Annotated in this window: 18 protein-coding genes and 1 pseudogene; 9 read left to right on the top strand and 10 right to left on the bottom strand. The window is 39.3% G+C overall.

Annotated elements, in window-relative coordinates:
• Positions 1-82: 82 nt before the first annotated feature.
• Complete coding sequence (locus AB1A03_RS06280; protein WP_354623795.1) at positions 83-1,912, bottom strand: ABC transporter ATP-binding protein; 1,830 nt, start codon at positions 1,910-1,912, stop codon at positions 83-85.
• A 266-nt stretch (positions 1,913-2,178) separates the two neighbouring features.
• Between AB1A03_RS06280 and AB1A03_RS06285 the strand changes: the two genes are divergently transcribed.
• Genes AB1A03_RS06285 through AB1A03_RS06305 form a run of 5 tightly spaced genes read left to right on the top strand, consistent with a single transcriptional unit; the run spans position 2,179 to position 5,801 of the window.
• On the top strand, positions 2,179-2,370 hold the full coding sequence (locus AB1A03_RS06285) for a hypothetical protein (protein ID WP_354623797.1): 192 nt from the start codon (positions 2,179-2,181) through the stop codon (positions 2,368-2,370).
• 17 nt (positions 2,371-2,387) lie between these two features.
• On the top strand, positions 2,388-3,380 hold the full coding sequence (locus AB1A03_RS06290; protein ID WP_354623799.1) for an adenosine deaminase: 993 nt from the start codon (positions 2,388-2,390) through the stop codon (positions 3,378-3,380).
• Positions 3,381-3,422: 42 nt separating this feature from the next.
• The gene (locus tag AB1A03_RS06295) at positions 3,423-4,463 is read left to right on the top strand and encodes an acyltransferase (protein WP_354623801.1); all 1,041 of its coding nucleotides are present in this window, start codon (positions 3,423-3,425) and stop codon (positions 4,461-4,463) included.
• A 13-nt stretch (positions 4,464-4,476) separates the two neighbouring features.
• Positions 4,477-4,779: a hypothetical protein gene (locus tag AB1A03_RS06300; protein WP_354623803.1), complete on the top strand. Its 303-nt coding sequence runs from the start codon at positions 4,477-4,479 to the stop codon at positions 4,777-4,779.
• Positions 4,716-5,801, top strand: coding sequence for a transglycosylase SLT domain-containing protein (locus AB1A03_RS06305; protein ID WP_354623805.1), 1,086 nt, complete (start codon positions 4,716-4,718; stop codon positions 5,799-5,801). Before AB1A03_RS06300 ends, AB1A03_RS06305 begins: the two co-directional genes overlap by 64 nt.
• Positions 5,802-5,932: 131 nt before the next feature.
• Here AB1A03_RS06305 and AB1A03_RS06310 read toward each other — a convergent pair whose 3' ends face one another.
• The gene (locus AB1A03_RS06310) at positions 5,933-6,418 is read right to left on the bottom strand and encodes a VOC family protein (RefSeq protein WP_354623806.1); all 486 of its coding nucleotides are present in this window, start codon (positions 6,416-6,418) and stop codon (positions 5,933-5,935) included.
• Between the two features lie 123 nt (positions 6,419-6,541).
• Here AB1A03_RS06310 and AB1A03_RS06315 point away from each other — a divergent pair, with 123 nt between their 5' ends.
• Positions 6,542-7,444 (top strand): LysR family transcriptional regulator, encoded by a 903-nt coding sequence (locus AB1A03_RS06315; RefSeq protein WP_354623807.1) that lies wholly within the window; start codon positions 6,542-6,544, stop codon positions 7,442-7,444.
• 73 nt (positions 7,445-7,517) lie between these two features.
• On the opposite strand, the gene AB1A03_RS06320 is transcribed toward AB1A03_RS06315, so the two are convergent.
• The 5 genes and pseudogenes from AB1A03_RS06320 to cmoA all read right to left on the bottom strand — a co-directional run bounded on the left by AB1A03_RS06320 (position 7,518) and on the right by cmoA (position 11,834).
• On the bottom strand, positions 7,518-9,380 hold the full coding sequence (locus AB1A03_RS06320) for a methyl-accepting chemotaxis protein (RefSeq protein ID WP_354623808.1): 1,863 nt from the start codon (positions 9,378-9,380) through the stop codon (positions 7,518-7,520).
• Between the two features lie 82 nt (positions 9,381-9,462).
• A complete protein-coding gene (locus tag AB1A03_RS06325; protein ID WP_354623809.1) occupies positions 9,463-9,933 on the bottom strand; it encodes an NUDIX hydrolase in 471 nt (156 codons plus the stop codon).
• Positions 9,858-10,109, bottom strand: coding sequence for a hypothetical protein (locus tag AB1A03_RS06330; RefSeq protein WP_354623810.1), 252 nt, complete (start codon positions 10,107-10,109; stop codon positions 9,858-9,860). The genes AB1A03_RS06325 and AB1A03_RS06330 overlap by 76 nt, the downstream gene beginning before the upstream one ends.
• Positions 10,110-11,096, bottom strand: a complete 987-nt coding sequence (gene cmoB / locus AB1A03_RS06335; RefSeq protein WP_354623811.1) for a tRNA 5-methoxyuridine(34)/uridine 5-oxyacetic acid(34) synthase CmoB — start codon at positions 11,094-11,096, stop codon at positions 10,110-10,112.
• A 2-nt stretch (positions 11,097-11,098) separates the two neighbouring features.
• Positions 11,099-11,834: pseudogene (gene cmoA / locus AB1A03_RS06340) on the bottom strand (carboxy-S-adenosyl-L-methionine synthase CmoA).
• A 157-nt stretch (positions 11,835-11,991) separates the two neighbouring features.
• Between cmoA and aspS the strand changes: the two are divergent.
• The 3 genes from aspS to AB1A03_RS06355 all read left to right on the top strand — a co-directional run bounded on the left by aspS (position 11,992) and on the right by AB1A03_RS06355 (position 15,994).
• Entirely contained in the window at positions 11,992-13,761 is a 1,770-nt protein-coding gene (gene aspS / locus AB1A03_RS06345) for an aspartate--tRNA ligase (RefSeq protein WP_354623812.1), read from the top strand.
• A gap of 202 nt (positions 13,762-13,963) precedes the next feature.
• On the top strand, positions 13,964-14,452 hold the full coding sequence (locus AB1A03_RS06350; protein WP_354623813.1) for a hypothetical protein: 489 nt from the start codon (positions 13,964-13,966) through the stop codon (positions 14,450-14,452).
• 174 nt (positions 14,453-14,626) lie between these two features.
• Complete coding sequence (locus tag AB1A03_RS06355; protein WP_354623814.1) at positions 14,627-15,994, top strand: type 1 periplasmic-binding domain-containing protein; 1,368 nt, start codon at positions 14,627-14,629, stop codon at positions 15,992-15,994.
• A 257-nt stretch (positions 15,995-16,251) separates the two neighbouring features.
• Here the strand turns inward: AB1A03_RS06355 and AB1A03_RS06360 are convergent, their stop codons facing one another.
• Genes AB1A03_RS06360 through xylF form a run of 3 tightly spaced genes read right to left on the bottom strand, consistent with a single transcriptional unit; the run spans position 16,252 to position 20,036 of the window.
• Complete coding sequence (locus tag AB1A03_RS06360) at positions 16,252-17,424, bottom strand: sugar ABC transporter permease (RefSeq protein WP_502945930.1); 1,173 nt, start codon at positions 17,422-17,424, stop codon at positions 16,252-16,254.
• Positions 17,425-17,462: 38 nt separating this feature from the next.
• Positions 17,463-18,989 carry a xylose ABC transporter ATP-binding protein gene (locus tag AB1A03_RS06365; RefSeq protein WP_354623815.1) on the bottom strand — a complete coding sequence of 509 codons (1,527 nt, stop codon included), beginning with the start codon at positions 18,987-18,989 and terminating at the stop codon, positions 17,463-17,465.
• A gap of 51 nt (positions 18,990-19,040) precedes the next feature.
• The gene (gene xylF / locus AB1A03_RS06370; protein WP_354623817.1) at positions 19,041-20,036 is read right to left on the bottom strand and encodes a D-xylose ABC transporter substrate-binding protein; all 996 of its coding nucleotides are present in this window, start codon (positions 20,034-20,036) and stop codon (positions 19,041-19,043) included.
• Positions 20,037-20,095: the final 59 nt, after the last annotated feature.

Genomic DNA, 20,095 nt, shown 5'->3' on the forward strand with positions numbered 1-20,095 from the left:
TTTATACTATAGCGCTATAATGTTGCAAATATGTAAAATTTATTTGTATTTTTATGTAAATCTACATTTAATAACTTTAAATTTAGTCAATACCTAAAAAACCGCCAGTTTGATGAGCCCATAATTGGGCATATACGCTATTTTTGTGGATTAGTTCTTCATGGCGGCCTTGTTCAATAATCTTACCATTATCAAGGACAATTAAGCGATCCATCGCGGCAATAGTTGACAAGCGATGTGCAATAGCAATAACTGTTTTCCCCTGCATCAGTTCATACAAACTTTCTTGAATAGCGGCTTCAACCTCTGAATCGAGTGCTGAGGTTGCTTCATCTAATACTAAAATAGGGGCATCTTTAAGTAGCACGCGAGAAATTGCAATACGTTGGCGTTGACCTCCAGAGAGTTTAACGCCTCGCTCACCAACCTGTGCATCATAGCCTTTATTGCCTTCACTATCGGTTAATTCGAGAATGAAATCATGTGCTTGAGCCTGTTTGGTGGCTTTGATCATATCTTCTTCGCTGGCATCTGGGCGTCCGTAGAGAATATTCTCTCGGATGGAGCGATGTAATAGTGAGGTATCCTGGGTGACCATGCCGATTTGAAGACGCAGACTCTCCTGTTGAACCTGTTTGATGTCTTGATTGTCGATGATTATCTGCCCTTGTTCAAGGTCATAAAAACGTAATAGTAAATTGACCAGTGTTGATTTTCCGGCACCTGAGCGTCCGACTAAGCCTATTTTCTCTCCTGCTTTAATGGATAAGTTAAAGTGATCGATGACACCTTTTGCCTCACCATAATGAAAACTGACATTATTAAAGTTTATACGTCCATCAGTAACGGTTAATGGTGGGGCATTGGCTTCGTCCTCAATGATATTGGGTTTAGCCAAGGTAGACATACCATCTGCTACGGTGCCGATGTTTTCAAATAACGCGCTTAATTCCCACATTATCCATTGTGACATACCATTAAGGCGCAGGGCTAAGCTGATAGCGATAGCGATTGCACCAACGGTAATCGCACTTTGCATCCATAGGGCGATTGCAATTGCTGTAATGGAAAATGCCAACAGATAATTGGATATTTGTACGGAGACGCTAATGCCCGTTGCTAAGCGCATCTGTCGATATACTGTTTGCAAGAATTCTTGCATACCCTGTTTGGCGTACTGTGATTCTGAATCCGTATGAGCGAATAATTTTACCGTTGAGATATTAGTATAGCTATCTACTATACGTCCTGTCATCGTTGAACGGGCATCGGCTTGCTCCGTGGAAACCCGTTTTAAACGCGGGATAAAATAATATTGCAGTGCAGCGTATACGATAAACCAAACTAACATGGGAATGGCTAACCGTAGGTCAGCTTTGGCTATCATAACGACCATGGCAATGAAGTAGACAAAAACATAAACGAGGACATCTAATAATTTCATCACGGTTTCACGCACCGCGAGTGAGGTTTGCATCACTTTAGTGGCTATTCTTCCGGCAAAATCATCTTGGTAAAAAGAGACACTTTGCTTAAGCAGATAGCGATGTGCAAACCATCGAATTGACATCGGGTAATTCCCTAATAATACCTGATGCACGACCAGTGCATGTAATAGGGTTAATAGGGGAATGACGACGAGTATTAATATCGTCATTAATAGCAATGTGGAGCCTTCATCCTGTAGTAATGTTTCAGGGTTTTTACTGACTAACCAGTCCACTAATTGCCCCATAAAAGCAAATAAGGAAACTTCAAGAATAGCTAATAAAGCCGACAAAATGCTCATAATGAGCAGTGCTATTTTATAGCCTTTGGTGTAATGCAAACAAAAAGCAATTAAAGTATTGGGGGGCTGTGATGGAGCCTCATCATTGAGTGCTGGCACTAATCTTTCAAAAAACTTAAACATACCTATTCCTTATATTTTTGACACGCTCATTGGATAGCGTGATCTTGTGCCAGTTAACCTTGTTGCTTTTTGGATACTATTATACATAAGTATCTGATCTATCTTGTTGGTTAAAATAATAGATAACAGCATTGCATTCAATCGTAATAGGTTGCTCTTACTCAACCATGCGTCTTGCGCTGTATCATTTATCCTCTACAGGCTATGACCATAATTATGCGAATTAATGGTATTAGAAAGCATAGTATTATAATTAAGGAATAAGAATGACTAAAATAAAACGCACTGTAACTATTTTTTTATCGCTATTGATTATTGGCTGTGGGGCAGAAGAGCCAAAACAAGTGATTATTCCTGATGTACAGTTAGATGCGTTGCAGAAAGCTAAAAATTTACAAAATGATCTACAAAAAATGCAGCGTCAGCAACAAGCTAAATTAACCGAGCAGGGGTTGTGAAAATTGAAAGGATGATTATGCAACAGAATAATTTTGAGTGGATAAATAAATTACCGAAAGTAGAGCTGCATATACACCTTGAAGGTAGTTTAGAACCCGAGTTGATGTTTGCATTAGCTAAACGCAATAATGTCGCCATTCCCTACGCTTCTATTGATGAGGTGAAGTGTGCTTATCAATTTAATAACCTACAAGATTTCTTAGATATTTATTACCAAGGTGCGAATGTCTTAATTGATGAACAAGATTTCTATGATTTAACTTGGGCATATTTACTAAAATGTAAAGAACAAAATGTGATTCATGTGGAGCCGTTTTTTGATCCTCAAACACATACTGCACGTGGCGTTGATTTTGCTACGGTTATCGGTGGTATTGACCGTGCTTTGCAAGATGGAAAAAGCAAACTCGGCATAAGTAGTGAGCTCATTATGTGCTTTTTACGTCATCTTAGCGAAGAAGATGCCTTGGTTACGCTACAGCAAGCCATGCCTTATCTAGATAAAATTATCGCCGTTGGTTTAGATAGTTCGGAAAATGGGCATCCTCCCGAAAAATTTACTCACGTTTTTGCTAAAGCAAGGGGGCTTGGATTATTAGCCGTTGCCCATGCGGGTGAAGAGGGGCCCGCAGAGTACATCTGGAGTGCATTAAATGATTTGCATGTTGCGCGTGTTAATGCCATCAGTGACCCCGTACTGATGACACACTTACGAGAAAAGCAGATCCCATTAACGGTTTGCCCATTATCGAATACTAAATTGAAAGTATTTGCAGATATGGCTGACCACACCATATTACAGATGTTATCCCAATGTATTTGTGTGACGGTTAATTCAGATGATCCTGCCTATTTTGGAGGGTATCTAACAGAAAACTTTATGGCCTTAGCCAATTCTTTAAGCATGACCGAAAAACAGGCTAAACATTTAGTGGTAAACAGTATTAATGGTAGCTTTACTTCTCTTAAAAATAAGCATCAAATGCTTGAGAAGTTGCTAGCCTATTAATAGTTATCAATATTTATCTTAATTTATTTTACAAGGGATCACATGAAGTCAACGAGCTCTTCTATTTTTTATATCGACTTATTGCGCACAATGGCCGCCTTTGCCGTTGTTTCTATTCATGTTTTAGGGCCATTTCGTTATCTATATGGTGATATTCCCGAATCAGATTGGTTAGCTGCGATGGGCATTAATAGTGTCACGCGTTGGGCTGTACCGGTGTTTGTGATGATAAGTGGTGCGCTGTTGTTATCTAGTCAGCGCCCCTTTAACTGCGAAGTATATCTGAGCAAACGTATTTCGAAAGTTGTTATTCCATTTGTTGCTTGGACCTTAATTTATGCTTTTATTGCTGGATTTATGGTAGATGATCTGTTTACTGGGATCTGGTCTAGCGAGATAACGTGGTCGATGATTGCAGCGTCACCCAATGATCCAACGTGGTATCATCTCTGGTTCTTTTATGATTTTATTCCGCTCTATTTTTTAATTCCCTTGTTACAGCCGATATTAAAAAAATTGCCCGAGGAGTTGTACAAATTCATTGTGGTTATTTTTCTGTTACTGTTTTTAATGAAATGGCTGAAAGTAGAAAGTTTTCTGCAAGAAAATCTTATTTTATATACGGGGTACTTGTTGCTCGGGCACTATCTATTTAGCCATGATAACAGTCAAACACGTAAATACTGGTTAATTGCAGGCGTGGCAATGTTGTTATTAAACTTCTTTGGCAGTTGGCAATTAACTATAGATACAGGTGAATATAGTAGTTTTTATATGGGTTATAAAACGCTCAATACAGCGGTTATTGGCGCGATGATCTTTGTCTATGCGCAGCATTATGGGGATAAAATAGAGGGCAAGTTACGTGCCTTGATATCGCTCATTGCTAAATATAGTTTGGGAATTTATCTGCTACATCCAATACTATTAATTCCTGTACGTCATTTAGATAATGGTTTTTATCAATTTTTTCACAGCAATTGGTTGGCGATTCCTCTGCTAACCATTGTGATACTTTTTATCTCTTTGCTATGTACAATGTTGTTAGCAAAAATACCTGTGGTGAAACATCTTTTACCCTAAATAAGGAGATGATATGAAATGGTCTAATTTTCTTTTTTTTAGTAGCGTAGTTATTAGTTGTCCCACATATGCAAATGATCCCTTTGCTGAGTTGGATCAAGAGATGGCCGTTTATGATGATCGCTCTGGTGATTCAGTGGCATTAGAAAAAGAGTTTCAAGCATTTCTTATTGAGCAAGAGAAGCAGTATCAAGCTTGGTTAGTGGCCTATTTAAAGGAATTCGACCAGTTTCAGCAAACATTAGTTAGTAAATGGGGGAAGGGGATGTTTCTCAGTCAGATCGAAACGTTGAATTTAGTGATGACCAAAATGTGAAATCCGTGGTTGACTATGAAAATGAAGAGCTGAGTGTTGCTGTCTTAGTCGATAAAAACCTCTCTCAACAGGAAGTTGAAAAGGTGGTACAGGATAAAATTGAGACCCTGTTACAGGATAAAAAATCGAATATTGCACGTCTTTTTGGTGATCGAGAATTTATTAAAAAAGGCCATGTTACGGTTGATCAAGTGGCATTTTCTGAAAATAAAAAACAACAAGTTAAAGAACGTATCATCAAACAAACCCAAGCGCAGATCCAACAAATTGATAAACAAGCCGATAGAGTTCAACTTGCTAATGATCAAGTTAGCGAAGATAAATCTCAACAAATTGCGATTCAGGAGAAAGCGGAGCTTATCGAGTTAACAAAGCAACGCATGAACAAGGCCGATAGCACTTATCAGGAGGCTCAAAGAAAGAGTAAAAATGACAAGAATATTGCCGTTTATAAAGTGCAGTTACCTAAAAATAGCTTACAAGATAGAGCTAAAAAATATGTAGATATGGCAGAAAAAGAGGGCAAGGCGCGTGATATTTCCCCCGCATTAGTGATGGCGATTATGCATTCTGAGTCGGCCTTCGATCCTCGCGCAACTTCGCCGGTTCCTGCCTATGGATTAATGCAAATCGTGCCTCGAACAGCAGGGCATGATGTTAATCGTTTGCTGCGTAATATTGATAAACCGATGCAAAAAAATGACCTTTATATTCCTGCTGTTAATGTAGAAACGGGGACGGCCTATTTAGATATTTTAGACAAACGTTATTTAAAAGCGATCAAGGATGACCGTAGCCGCCTATATTGCACTATTGCTGCCTATAATACGGGCGCCGGTAATGTCGCACGAGTGTTTAATAAAAATGGCTCGCGCAATATTAATCAAGCGGCGACGGAGATTAATAGATTATCTGCCGATGAAGTTTATAAACAGTTAATCACTAAATTACCCTATGATGAAACAAGGCAGTATTTACGTCGCGTTAACTCTCGTATTGCACTTTATCAAGTGAAAATATAAGAAGGGGCATTGTGTGAGTAAAATCGATGAATGTTCTTAACTTAACAAGAAGAGGGGGCGGGTATCGAGAAAGTCAGATTGAGGCGTAGTTGCCTCAATCTGTTTATTTGTCTTGTTGTTTATGTCAAAGATTACTCATATTCTGCAGCGTAAGTCTCTTCATAGGTGTGTGAGTAAAGCTCAAATAAGTTACCAAATGGGTCTTCTAAGTAAACCATTTTAGCTTGGTTGTTATCATCTTCTGGGTGATAACGCATGATATCCATTCTCACTTTGCCGCCAAACTTTTCAGTTCTTTCGATCGCGCCATGAAAGTCATCAGTTTGTAAACAAAAGTGGAAAATACCTAATCGAGAAAAATCCACCACATGGCGTTCTGCACGCTCTTTCATTTCAAACATCTCAACACCAATACCATCGCTAGTTACTAAGTGTGCGATATTAAAGCCCTTGAAGCCTTCACCAAAAACGGCAATACACATTCTGCCTATTGCAGTTTCACGCTCTTCAGTGACTTTGGTATTTCCCATAACAACTTTAAGGCCAAGCGCTTTAGTGTAAAACTCAACCGCTTTATCCATATCACCTACCATTATACCGACATGATTCATTTTCATAATTTGCTCCAATCTCTGTTATTTAATTTGTAACTTGTTTTGATGGGATAAGTATATGAGATCTGTTTTATTATTTAAAATTATGAATTATAATCATTACTATAATTTTTTGTTATGGTGGAGGTGGCTATTTTAAATCCTAACTGGCTCAATACCTTTGTAACGCTGATTGATACCGGTCACTTTACTAAGAGTGCTGAAAAACTATTTATGACTCAGCCTGGTGTTAGCCAACATATTAATAAGCTTGAAGATGCCTGTGGGCATCCGCTTATTCGCCGTGATAAAAAAAGTTTTGAACTCACTGAGCAAGGCCGCCTAGTTTATGAATACGCAAGGCAGTTAGCAAATAACGAACATCAATTATTGGAAAAGTTAGCCTTTGATGATCCCTTTAGTGGACGTGTCACCATCGCCTGTTCTGGTGCGCTGGCATTGATTCTTTATCCGCTGTTATTGGATTTACAAACCTTGCATCCCCAACTTGTGATTCAGTTAAAAGCAGCACCGAACCAGCAAATATTAAATGAAATACAAAAAGGGCTCATTGATATTGGTATTGTTACCCATATCCCTAATCATAGCCTGTTTGATGTGCAAGAACTTGGTTGCGAGCAGTTATGCTTAGTGTTTCCCGCTAGTGTTGAGTCTGATTGCATTGACGTGAATTTATTAACATCGCTTGGGCTGATTAATCACCCAGATGCTGAACATTATTTGTCGCTTTACGTTGCAAAAAGTCAGGATTCCCATTTTAACACATTGAATATTAGCGCCCTGCCGGTATCTGGTTATATCAATCAAATAAGTCAGATATTGCAACCCGTCGCGAGAGGGCTGGGGTTTACCGTCTTACCAAAAAGTGCCATCGATAGTTTTCAAGATCCTCAACATTTAAAAATATTTGCATCACAAAAGCCGGTTATGGAAGATCTATATTTAGTGAAAAAGAGAAACCGCCTACTGCCAGCTAGATTTAAGACCGTCAATGCAAAGTTACAAGCACATTTTCACTCTCTATTGTAAATGATTTCGATTGCGATGATAAAAAAGCCTCCTAAGTATCATGGCGATATTTTCCCTGGAGGCCCTTTTAAAGTTAGAGCGTAAAGTGTTGCGTTTGTTTAGCTAATACATTTGCTTGCTCGACTAACTCATGGCTAATTTTTTCATTTTGTAATGCCGACTTGCTGGCATCTTGTGCAACATCGCGAATAGATACAACATGTTGATTGACCTCTGCAGCAACGGCACTCTGCTGTTCAATTGCCGTAGCAATCGCAGTATTCATATCTGAAATAACCACAACATCGGCGTTAATCGCATCGAGCATGGCACCCGCCTTGGCTGCTTTCATGCGACTTTCTTCACCTTCATGGTTACATTCACCCATTAATGTGACAATATCATGGGTTCTATTTTGTAATTCAGCAATAATCACTTCTATCTCTTTGGTTGAGGTCTGTGTGCGGCTAGCTAAGGTACGTACCTCATCGGCAACCACGGCAAATCCTCGCCCTTGCTCACCCGCTCGTGCCGCTTCAATAGCGGCGTTTAATGCCAATAAGTTCGTCTGTTCGGCAATGGAGCGTATTACATCGAGGACACTGGCAATATTTTTACCGTCGCGTTCGAGTTCCTGTACCACGGATTCTGATTGTATCAACTTGTCAGATAAGCACTGAATTTGCTGGATGGTTGCATCTACTTCATCTTTACCTTGAATAGTATTCTGATTGGTCTGCTGCGCTTTGTCTGCTGCATCCTGTGTATTTGAAGCGATCTCTTCAATGGTTGATAACATTTCTGTTACCGCCGTAGCAACCATATCTGTCTCTTGCAGCTGTGATTGCACGCCTTTATTGGTCTGGCGAATATTATCGGTGAGAGAGTGGCTTACGTGGGTAACACTGCTGACCGATTGATTAACCGAACTAATTAACCCTTTAAAGTTATTTAATACGTGATTAAAGGCATTCGCTATGGCGGCTAATTCATCATTTGTATTTTTAGATTGGATAGGGGTACTTAAATTATTAGTGTCGGCAATGGTTAGCATGGAACGTTGTATTCCATTAAGTGCAGTGATTATATTATGTACGATGAACCACGTGATAAATGCAATTAATAATATCGATATTATCCCAATGGCATAGGTCATTTGTTTACTTGCAGCCATATAATCGACCGAAGTATCATAAACGTGCTGCTTCACTTTTGCTAATTGTTCATCAAGTAGGTGAACGCTCGTGCGCATCTCGTTTAGTAAACCTTGATTGGCGTTGTAACCGAGCTTTTTTTGCTCTTTAACTAAATCTAAAAAAGCCATTTTGTACAGATCTAAGCTTTTATGTAATGCCTCCTTTTGGTCTTCTAAGGAGGCTGTATATTCAATGATATTGGCTAAATTGTTACTGTTTTCTTCAAATTTTTGTACGTATTTGTCATCAATACGTAACATGTAATCTTTTTCATTGCGGCGTAATTGCAACATAATACTTAATACTTCAAAGTCAATGTTAGCGATTTTCTCTTCAGCATCATGTACGGCGTTTCTTAGTTCGCCATATAAACCCGTAGTTGATGTTAACCCGATAGTTTTTTTCACATTCACAACAGCACTAAACTTTTCTTCATAGGTTGCTAATATAGTCTGAAGTTGTTGTACTTCAGTTGACGCAACGCCAATATCGAGTAATTGGCTAGCTAAAACGCTCAGTTTATCTCTGTTTAAGTTGCTTAATTGTTCAAACTGCTGCTGGTATTGTAGGTCGTTGCGGGCAAGAAAATCTTTCTCATAACGGCGTAATTGCAATATATCATTTTCCACTTCCCCTACACTGGTGACTAAAGCGAGATCTTTTTGCATTGTCGTCGATGATAGGGTTATGAGTAATAGCATTCCTAGCATGGCGATAATTGATATGGAGGCATTTAGTACCAATTTGTGTTTTATAAGCATGTTAAAATCCTAAACAAGTCGCAATTATTGTTAAGTTTAATGTTAATGTTAAAATAATGTTAGCAATTTAAGCGTAAATGTATCAAAGCGCGACATATAAATGGTGTATTGGTTTATATTCGTCTGGAGTATAAAGATTATTGCCATATTTGTTGTTGTAAATTGTGTAAAATTTGTGCGGTTGCCCCCAGATTAATCTATTTTGATAGCGAATACAGAAGGTATAGTGGCGTTGTTTATTGGCGACAAGATGCTGTTTATGGAAGTTTTTACTGTCGAGTAAATAACTAAGTGGTACTTCAAAAACACTACGCACTTCTTGTTTATCAATGCTGAGTTGGTAGTCACTATCAATAAACCCCAAGTAAGGGTTGATAGTAAAACCACTAATGGTGGAGAGAGAGGGTAAGCGTCCGAAAATATCGACTTGCCCTTGTAAAATCCCAATCTCTTCTTCAGTTTCCCGCAATGCGGTATCTAACAGGCTATTATCTGACGCTTCATGCTTGCCACCGGGAAAGCTAATTTGTCCAGGGTGGTGGCGCAGGTGCAAGGCGCGTTGGTAAAGAGGATATTAATCCCCGTTGCGCTATTAACAAAGGGGATTAATACTGCGGCCTGTTTAAAGCCTTTTTGTTGTTTATAAATACTCTTTTTACTGCTGTGTAAATCTGTATCAAGCTGTTGCTTGAATAATATAAAACGATTTAAAAAGGGTTGTTTATCCATTTATGATAACGGCTTAAAGGCTTTTTTAGCGATTAACAGCGCGCGCTTCGGCGCAGGGTGCCCTTCGATGGTTTTACTGGGATCGTCAGGATCTAAATAATCCTGTAGTGATTCGTTGGTCATCCATGCAGTGCTGCGTTGTTCTCCCGTTAGGGTATCGTTAATATCAACAATACGTACATCTTCAAAGCCACATTTTTCTACCCATAATTTAAGTGCTTCTGCGCTGGGTAAAAACCAAATATTACGCATTTTGGCATATCTATCCTGCGGCACTAACACCGAATTTTCATCGCCAGCAATCACTAAGGTTTCTAACACTAATTCGCCGCCTTCAACGAGTTGATCCTGCAATTGAGTAATATGATCCATCGGTGATTTACGATGATATAGTACGCCCATTGAAAAGACCGTATCGAAGGCCGCCAGCTTAGGTAGCTCTTGGATGCCCAGAGGCAGTAGGTGGACATTTTGCTCTTTATTGGCAAAGTGACGTATCGCTTCAAATTGACATAAAAAGAGGTCACTAGGGTCGATGCCAACAACAAACTCCGCACCTTCACCTAGCATGCGCCACATGTGGTAACCACTGCCACAACCTACATCTAATACATAGCGGTATTTAAGTGGGCTAATATGGGGTAAGACGCGATCCCATTTCCAATCACTTCGCCATTCGGTATCAATGTGAATGCCGTGAATAGTAAATGGGCCTTTGCGCCAAGGGTGAAATTTTTGCAGTAGACTCTCTATTTTTTTACTTTCGCCCAGTGCAAGCTCGCCTTCACTACCTATTTCAACTCTCTCTTTGAGTTCGATGGATGCTGTTTTAATAGCGGGAAGTTTATTTAATACGCGTATCCAACCAGCGAGTTTTCCGTGTACGTGGCTGTTTTCCCACTCATGCAGCTGTGTTGGCAGTACACGTAGCCAGTGGCTCAAACGATTTTTTGCAATAATGCTGTAGAAATGACTAAAGTCGATCATAATTACTCTTTAATACTGATAATAGAGCCAAAGTTAAAACATTGGTACCATAGATTGTTGTGTTTAAAACCAGCCTGTTGAAGGCGTTGATAGTGCTGTTCAACGGTCTCTGCGATTAATACATTATCCAATGAGGACCGTTTTTGGCTGATCTCTAGTTCACTATAGCCATGACTACGTTTAAAATCTAAGTGCAGGTCGATTAATAGTTGATGGCTGGTGGCATCCTCAAAGATAAATTTTTCCGATAAGACCAATACCCCACCCGGTAATAACCCCTTATAGATATTACGTAATAATGTTAGCCGTTTCTCAAGTGATAAAAACTGTAGGGTGAAATTGAGCACCACCACGGAAGCATTATTAATGTCGATATTACAAATATCATCACACAGAACAGTAACAGGTGTTTCTGACTTATAGGCGTTAATGTGTTGCTGACAACGTTCAACCATCGCCTGCGAGTTATCGACGGCAATAATTTTACAACCACTTTTATTAGTCAAACCTCGTCGCATCGAGAGTGTTCGCCGCGCCCAATGAACAGCCTAAATCATACAGGTTGCTGTTTTCTATCGCGCAGCGCTGAGTGATCATACCGATCGTTTGGATGATCTTCTCATAGCCCGGGACAGAACGCTTGATCATGTCAGGGAAAACTTGCACAACCTGTTCATTAAAGGTAAATCCACCTATTTGTTCAAGTGGCTGACTATAAATATTGTCTGTTTTACTCATGGGGGTGGCCTATTCGTTTAAAACTGGGTATTTTTAAAGGCGCATTTTACTCAAAATAGCGCAGACGGTCATTTTTTTATTTAGCCGTATGCCTAAAGGTCATTTTCTTTTATAATGCAGCAATTATTTTGTAATGTATTTAAAACAGGAATCGATAATGCGCACTATGTATTGTGGTGAAGTGACCGAAGCAAATATTGGTCAAGAAATTGAGTTAGTGGGTTGGATAAATAAGCAACGTGATTTAGGTGGAGTAACCTTCCTCGATATGCGTGATCGTGCGGGTATTGTGCAGGTCTTTTTTGATGGTGATACGCCAGAAGCAACCGCTATTGCTGCAACAGTACGTAATGAATTTTGTATCAAAATGAAAGGTCAAGTTCGTGCTCGTCCTGAAGGGCAAGTGAACAAAGAGATGACCACAGGTGGTATCGAAATCCGTGGTCTTGAATTAGAGATCTTAAATCGCAGTGAGCCATTACCCCTTGATAGCAACCAACAAAATAGTGAAGAGCAACGTTTACGTTACCGCTATTTAGATTTACGTCGCCCAGAAATGGCTGCACGTATGCAGTTCCGTGCCAAAGTGAGTAGCTTTGTGCGTCGCTTCCTCGATGACAATGGCTTTTTAGATGTTGAAACGCCAATCTTAACCAAAGCCACTCCAGAAGGTGCGCGTGATTATTTAGTGCCAAGTCGTACTCACAAAGGTCAGTTTTTTGCATTACCGCAATCTCCACAGCTCTTTAAACAACTGTTGATGATGTCTGGTTTAGATAAATATTACCAAATCGTTAAATGTTTCCGCGATGAAGATTTACGTGCCGACCGTCAACCTGAATTTACCCAAATCGATATTGAAACGTCATTCATGACGGCAGATCAAGTGATGGATAAAACAGAAGAGATGATCGTTAAGCTGTTCAAAGAGATGCTTGATGTTGATTTAGGCACTTTCCCGAAAATGACCTATGCCGAAGGGATGCGTCGTTTTGGTAGCGATAAGCCAGATTTACGTATCGACTTTGAATTAGTCGATGTAGCAGACCTGTTAACTGAAGTTGAATTCAATGTATTCTCTGGCCCTGCTAACGATCCTCAGAGTCGTGTTGCGGTGATCTGTGTGCCTGGTGGTGCTGCACTGTCACGTAAAAATATTGATGAATACGGCAAATACGTCACCATCTATGGCGCGAAAGGACTGGCATGGATGAAAGTGAACGAAGTCGCAAAAGGGTTGGAAGGGGTGCAATCGCCGATTGCTAAATTCCTATCGGAAGAGATCGTTGCTGAGATCCTCAAACGTAGCAATGCCCAAGATGGCGATATCATCCTATTTGGTGCCGATAAAGCGAATGTTGTGGCTGAAGCCATTGGTGCATTACGTCTTAAAATAGCGGAAGATTTAGGTTTAGTGAAAGATGAGTGGAAACCGCTTTGGATCATTGATTTTCCTATGTTTGAACCATTAGAAGATGGCTCTCTAACACCTTTACATCATCCATTTACCGCACCAATCAATTTAACGGCAGAAGAGTTAGAGGCTAGCCCTGTTGGAGCTATCTCTAATGCCTACGACATGGTATTAAACGGTTGTGAGCTTGGTGGTGGTAGTGTGCGTATTCACAAACAAGATATGCAAGCCGCAATTTTCCGTATCTTAAATATATCCGATGAAGAAGCACAGGATAAATTTGGTTTCCTATTAGAAGCATTACAATTTGGTGCGCCACCACATGCAGGACTTGCATTTGGTTTAGACCGTTTAGTGATGCTAATGACGGGCACAAGCTCAATTCGTGAAGTGATTGCCTTCCCGAAAACCGCGTCAGCAGCTTGTCCACTAACCAATGCACCGGGTGTTGCTAACCCAGCGGCACTTGCAGAGTTAAATATTGCAGTCGTTAAAACAGAAAAAAAAGCGTAAGCAATAACGTTTAGTAGTTTGCTAGGCGTAATCAGTGCTATCAACAAAGCGGCTTAAGGCCGCTTTTTTATTGCGTTGTTATTGGTGATTTTTTACGAAAGTGAGTTCAACAATACAAGATAGTTGTAGCTATACAATCGCGTTGTTGCTAGATTTGTCAGCAAATAAATACTGTGTTTAAGCCACTATCTATGGGTGCTGTATGCCGCTAATTAAAAAATTAATGCTATTTCCGCTCGTATTATCTATGTCATCCTTTGCCGCTGAGCAACAATCTATCAGCAAAAGTTATCTCTATGGAGATTGGCATTGCCAATATGAAGGCGTTGATACTAAAACAAAAATGAAAGCGAAAATTGACTATAAGATCAATTTTATGCGCACAGGGAAGACAAGTGGAGGTGGTTCGCTTTTATTGAGTGTGCCTAATTTTCCTCAATTAGAATATCGTCTTACGGATAACTCAGCGTGGCAGATTAATGGCAGCAAATTAACATTATCCTCGACGGATATTAGCGCTGTTAATGTTAGCCATCCCGAATTAGATAAGTTTTTTAACTTAAAGAAAATTATTCCAAGCAACATCAGCGAATCATCAACAGTAATAACCCTAACTAAAGCGCACCTTAAGGTACAATCTGACTCGGATGGTCGAATTTATAGCTGTAATAAAATAGCCAGCAAAGGGTAACAAAATGACTTCAGTAACTTGGTGTTTTATTGAATGCTATGGCTGGATGTAAATTGTTTTTGGCGTGATCTATAAACATTGATTTAGTTGGATAAGTGTATTGGGTTCATTGATTATACTATGTTAATTTAATTCATGGATGATATGTTGACCTATTTGTTGACGAGAATGTATATGGGAGAGTTTAATGAAATGTATATTGTTCGTACCTCTTTTTTGGTATTTGGTTCTCTGGTTGGTTGTGCAACGCTACATGATGAACTTGTTGAAAACCCGACATTATCCACAGTTCAAAGAGTTGAGCGCATCGCTGTTGAAACTAATTCAGATGTGTTTGATATTGACAATGAGACATGTACCTCTCTGCTTGAATGCGCGGTATATTTAAATGATTATGCACTTGCTGAATGGATAGTAAATAACATTAAGCTCCGACAATATTATATTGCCAGTGAGTGGAAATTTAAAAGCCACATCATCTACGCACCTCTAAGGTACAATCTATCGGATGCAGAAGCCAGCAGGTACTTTAAACTGTTTATTTCACATGGGTTTAATCCCAATGTTTGTGACTATGGCAGTGTCCGCCCCATTACCTTTGCGTTTAGAAAAGGTTATATTGAATCGTTCAAAGTTTTATTGGCTGAATCAGATATTTTATTAAATGGGCAAAAAAAACAACAACTTACTCATTGTGCTGATACAAGCCTCTATATAGATGACCTATTCCGGTTGGATTTTTCAAAAGAGTTACGTAGAGAACTCACAAACGACGCAATATGGAAAGCGACTAAGGGATCACTACTATCATCTATTATTCGAGTATATGACAAGGCGACCCCTTCTCAAGCAGAAATGCTGTTTTTGTTACTCGAAGCAATGAATAATCCTGATCAGATATACATTTATCATAATACATACCGATGTGACCATTACTCTAGCGATTCAGCCCTTGCTTATGCAACTTGCCTATCAAAAAATGAAGTTGTTAACCTCCTTACTGCATATTACTTGAGTACCAATAAATTTACAGACGATTATAGGCAATATGTATTTCGTAGCGCAGACAGCACAATTAAAGCAACACTTTCTGATGCCGAGCTCAGAGCTAAAAACGCTAAGATTGCGCGAGAAAATGAAGCGTACAGAAGAAAGCTTAGGAAGCAGTTTGATAAAGCGTTTAATGAAGAGCCTGCAAGTTATAATCTGAGTGAGTTTCGTTCTGTTTCTGAACAGTTAGGGACGGATAGTTTTTCTAATATCGATGTTAATTCGTCCGCTACTCAAAATAGTAACAAGTTAGTAGATTTTGACTTTCACTTGTATGTCGATTCAGTCGGGGTGAAAGAAAAACCAGAGCAAAAGAAAACATATTTCGTGGGTGAGACCTGCAAAAGGTATCCGTGGGCTTCAACCTGTCAAAATAAGGTAAATAAACCGAATGTTGAAGAGGGCTACTGGGATTGTAATGTATTTGTAAAAGGTAAAAAAACGGCAGAAGAATCGCAAAAATCACAACGAGGCAAGGTTTGTGTAGAATAAAATAAAAAATTGGGATATTCATGGATTTAAAACGTTAAGTTGTTGATTTGTTTTAACCCCATGTTGAGTCTCCCCAAACCTTGAATTCAAGAATATAAAAAAGCCCAAATGAACTGACCCCCAATAGTTGGACAACCAATTACTGAGGGGCTTTTTTATGTCCAAATATAGTCGTGAGTTAAAACTCATCATCGCAAAAGAATGCCTAGGTGGTAACTCATCTAGGAAACTAGCAAATGAATTAACAATATTTTTGATTAACGTTTTTGTTTACTTGCACTGTCCATCCATACTGCTAGTAATAAAACGCCACCTTTGACTATATATTGCCAGAAGGTTGGGACATCCATCATGCTCATTCCGTTATCAAGTGAGGCCATTATAAAAGCGCCAATAACAGCACCCATAACCGTACCAACACCACCAGACATACTGGTGCCCCCGATAACACAGGCCGCAATCGCATCAAGTTCGGCAATATTACCCGCCGAAGGTGAACCTGCCCCTAAACGAGAACTTAATATTAAGGCAGAAACAGCGACTAGGAATCCATTCATTGCATAAACGGCTAACTTAGTGCGTTCGACATTGATGCCGGATAAACGACTTGCTTCAATATTACCACCAATGGCGTAGATACGGCGTCCAAAACGCGATTTTGTTGCCATAAAAGTACCAACAAGTGCGAAGAATATAAGTAATAAAACAGGAGTCGGTACACCACGGTAATCATTAAGTAAGAATATAACCGTTAAAACGGCGATACCCATGATAGCGTTTTTCATTAAAGAGCGCTGCATACTTGGCACTGATAACTCATATTTTTTACGCATACCATTACGCTTCTGTTGCCAGCCAAAATAAGCTGCAAGGCAACCAACACCAATCACTAAGCTAACCATGCTAGGCAGATAACTTTGCCCGATAACACCCATTGCATTTGAAATGGGTGCGACTGTTGTACCATCTGTTATACCAATTAAAATACCTCGAAATGCCAAGTAACCAGCTAAGGTAACAATAAAAGAGGGGACTTTGCGATAAGCAATCCACCAACCATTCCAAGCACCTAAAAGTACACCCGTGGTTAATGTTATGATGATTGTTAAAGGAAGAGGAAAACCAAACCAGACATCTAAAATAGCTGCTATCCCACCTAATAACCCCATTAGTGAACCAACAGAAAGGTCAATTTCGCCACTAATGATGACAAAAACCATCCCTATTGCCAAAATACCCGTGATTGCAGTTTGTCTAAAAAGGTTAGAAATATTTCTGGGTGTTAAATAACTCCATTCTGTCATAATGCTAAAGAAGAGCATGATGAAAATAATAGCGGCAACCATAACGAACATTTGGATATTAATATTTTTTATTCGTTCCATCAGCTTTAAATTATTTGCTGTTTTGATGTTGTTTATTCCACTCATTGGACTTTCCTGTTTGTTTAATTCACTTGAATTTTCCATCACGCTGCCTCTCCTTTTTCTGATAATGCACAATCCATAATTATTTTTTGTGATAAGTTGTTGTTGATTAAATCGCCTTTAATGATTCCTTCGTGCATCACCAATACTCGGTCGCTGATACCAAGCACTTCAGGTAACTCTGAGGAGACCATAATGATACTGAGTCCTGTTTTGACGAGTTGAAACATCAATTTATAAATCTCGTATTTAGCACCGACATCGATACCTCGCGTCGGTTCATCAAGAATTAAGATACTAGGATTGACCATTAAGAATCTTGATAAAATAGCTTTCTGTTGATTACCACCGGATAAACTGCTGATAGCAATTTCCGTGTTGGGGGTTTTTACCGTTAATCTTTTAACGCCTTCTGCAATGGTGTTGGCTTCTAAGGTGTCGTTTAATACTCCTGCTGAGGTAAATTGATCAAGTGCCGCTAAAGACATGTTTTGTCCAACCGACATAACTGGGACAATTCCATTATGTTTTCGGTCTTCAGGAACCATTGCTATACCTGCTTCTAGGGCATCGCGGCTATTTTGAATAAGGAGTTGTTCGCCATTTAAATAAAATTGACCTTCATATTTACCTTGATAACACCCATATAAGCATTCCATTAACTCGGTTCGACCTGCACCAACGAGCCCTGAAATACCGAGAATTTCTCCTTTGCGAAGTTCAAAACTGGCATTTCTTACTTTCGGAATGGATGAGTTTGATTTATCCCAGGCATTGACATTTTTAACCTCAAGTACGACCTCTCCAATGTCATGTTCTTCGCGTGGGAAAAGTTGCTTCATTTCTCGTCCGACCATCATGGTGACAATATCATCGGTTGTCATATTTTTGGCTTCACGAGTTCCAATAGGTACGCCATCTCGAATAACGCAAATGTGATCGGAAATCTCCTTCACTTCACTAAGCTTATGGGAAATATATATACAACTAACGCCTGAGTCTCTAAGCTCTTTTACTAAGGTGAGTAAAATCTCGGTTTCTGATTCGGTGAGGGGGGCTGTCGGTTCATCGAGTACTAAGAGCTTGGCATTTTTAGACATTGCCTTGGCAATTTCAACTAATTGTTGTTGACCTACGCCTAAATCACCAACTTTAGTTTCGGGGGATACTGATAGTTTTACTTTGCTTAATAATGCTTTAGCTTCGTAATGCATTAATTCGAAATCCATCATGCCGAAATTACAGATCTCTAATCCAAGAAAAAGATTTTCGAGAATACTTAACTCTTTTACTAATGTGAGTTCTTGGTGAATAATGGCGATACCTAAATCTTCCGTATCTGATATTTTCTTTGGTTCTATTTTTTTACCTTTGTAAATTATTTCACCTTCATATTCACCGTGAGCGTAAATACCGCAAAGTACTTTCATCAAGGTTGATTTTCCGGATCCATTTTCCCCACATAACGATAAAATTTCACCTTTATCTAATCTAATGCTAACGCCATCCAAGGCTTTTACCGAACCAAAGCATTTTACGATATTACGCATTTCTAGCAGTGGATACATAAATTACTCCTTATAAAAAACGCTAAGTTTTCACTTAGCGTTTTATCTGTTTTATTTGCTATAAAGTTCTTCTTTAGAGTGGAAGCCATCTGCCACGATAGTTTCTTTTATGTTAGTCACATCAACGGCTATCGGCTCTAATAACCAAGCAGGAACGTCCTTCATGCCGTTATTTAATTTCGCGTTTTGTTTTGGAGTATCGCCATTACCTAAGGTTACCGCAATTTCAGCTGCACGCTGTGCTAGTGCAACGATAGGTTTGTATACCGTCATGGTTTGGGTACCAGCAATGATTCTGCGTACTGCTGCTAAGTCAGCATCTTGTCCTGAAATAAATACTTTACCTGCTAGACCTTGTGCTTCTAAAGCTTGAATAGCACCACCTGCAGTAGAGTCATTAGAAGCGACTACAACGTCAATATCGTTATTATTAGCTGTTAGCGCATTTTCCATTATTTTTAATGCATTTTCTGCTAACCAGGCATTAACCCATTGATCACCAACAACTTTGATATCGCCTGAATCAATTTTAGGCTGTAGAATGTTCATTTGTCCTTGACGGAAAAGTTTTGCATTATTATCAGTTGGCGAGCCACCCATTAGGAAATAACGACCAGATGGTTTTGAAGCGAGCATTGATTTTGCTTGCATTTCACCGACTTTCTCATTGTCAAAGGAGAGGTAAAAATCAATGTCTGCATTGTTGATCAGGCGATCGTAAGAAAGTATTTCAATACCATCAATTTTTGCTTCTTTGATTACATTAGAAAGCACCTCTCCGTTTGTAGGTATGATAACCAACACATCAACACCACGAGAGATCATATTTTCAATTTGCGATATTTGTGTTTGTTCATTTCCGTTTGCAGACTGGACGTATACTTTAGCGCCTAATTGTTCTGCTTTCGCCACAAAAATATCTCTATCTTTCTGCCAACGTTCTAAACGAAGATCGTCAATTACCATGCCTATTTTCACTGTTTTAGCAAAGATAGGCGTACTAATACTCATTAAAACTACACATAAGAGGGTGATTATTTTACTCATTATCCTGTCCTTTTGTAATGTTGTATAAATGTTGTCTATTTGTGGTTTACATTCACATG

This window comes from Psychromonas sp. MME2 (genome assembly GCF_040566515.1).
Lineage (GTDB): Bacteria > Pseudomonadota > Gammaproteobacteria > Enterobacterales > Psychromonadaceae > Psychromonas.

Bases quoted from the DNA above. Each gene is read 5' to 3' on its own strand.
- AB1A03_RS06280 (WP_354623795.1), bottom strand. From the start codon at position 1,912: ATGTTTAAGTTTTTTGAAAGATTAGTGCCAGCACTCAATGATGAGGCT.
- AB1A03_RS06285 (WP_354623797.1), top strand. From the start codon at position 2,179: ATGACTAAAATAAAACGCACTGTAACTATTTTTTTATCGCTATTGATT.
- AB1A03_RS06290 (WP_354623799.1), top strand. From the start codon at position 2,388: ATGCAACAGAATAATTTTGAGTGGATAAATAAATTACCGAAAGTAGAG.
- AB1A03_RS06295 (WP_354623801.1), top strand. From the start codon at position 3,423: ATGAAGTCAACGAGCTCTTCTATTTTTTATATCGACTTATTGCGCACA.
- AB1A03_RS06300 (WP_354623803.1), top strand. From the start codon at position 4,477: ATGAAATGGTCTAATTTTCTTTTTTTTAGTAGCGTAGTTATTAGTTGT.
- AB1A03_RS06305 (WP_354623805.1), top strand. From the start codon at position 4,716: ATGGGGGAAGGGGATGTTTCTCAGTCAGATCGAAACGTTGAATTTAGT.
- AB1A03_RS06310 (WP_354623806.1), bottom strand. From the start codon at position 6,418: ATGAAAATGAATCATGTCGGTATAATGGTAGGTGATATGGATAAAGCG.
- AB1A03_RS06320 (WP_354623808.1), bottom strand. From the start codon at position 9,380: ATGCTTATAAAACACAAATTGGTACTAAATGCCTCCATATCAATTATC.
- AB1A03_RS06330 (WP_354623810.1), bottom strand. From the start codon at position 10,109: ATGGATAAACAACCCTTTTTAAATCGTTTTATATTATTCAAGCAACAG.
- cmoB (WP_354623811.1), bottom strand. From the start codon at position 11,096: ATGATCGACTTTAGTCATTTCTACAGCATTATTGCAAAAAATCGTTTG.
- aspS (WP_354623812.1), top strand. From the start codon at position 11,992: ATGCGCACTATGTATTGTGGTGAAGTGACCGAAGCAAATATTGGTCAA.
- AB1A03_RS06350 (WP_354623813.1), top strand. From the start codon at position 13,964: ATGCCGCTAATTAAAAAATTAATGCTATTTCCGCTCGTATTATCTATG.
- AB1A03_RS06355 (WP_354623814.1), top strand. From the start codon at position 14,627: ATGGGAGAGTTTAATGAAATGTATATTGTTCGTACCTCTTTTTTGGTA.
- AB1A03_RS06360 (WP_502945930.1), bottom strand. From the start codon at position 17,424: ATGAGTGGAATAAACAACATCAAAACAGCAAATAATTTAAAGCTGATG.
- AB1A03_RS06365 (WP_354623815.1), bottom strand. From the start codon at position 18,989: ATGTATCCACTGCTAGAAATGCGTAATATCGTAAAATGCTTTGGTTCG.
- xylF (WP_354623817.1), bottom strand. From the start codon at position 20,036: ATGAGTAAAATAATCACCCTCTTATGTGTAGTTTTAATGAGTATTAGT.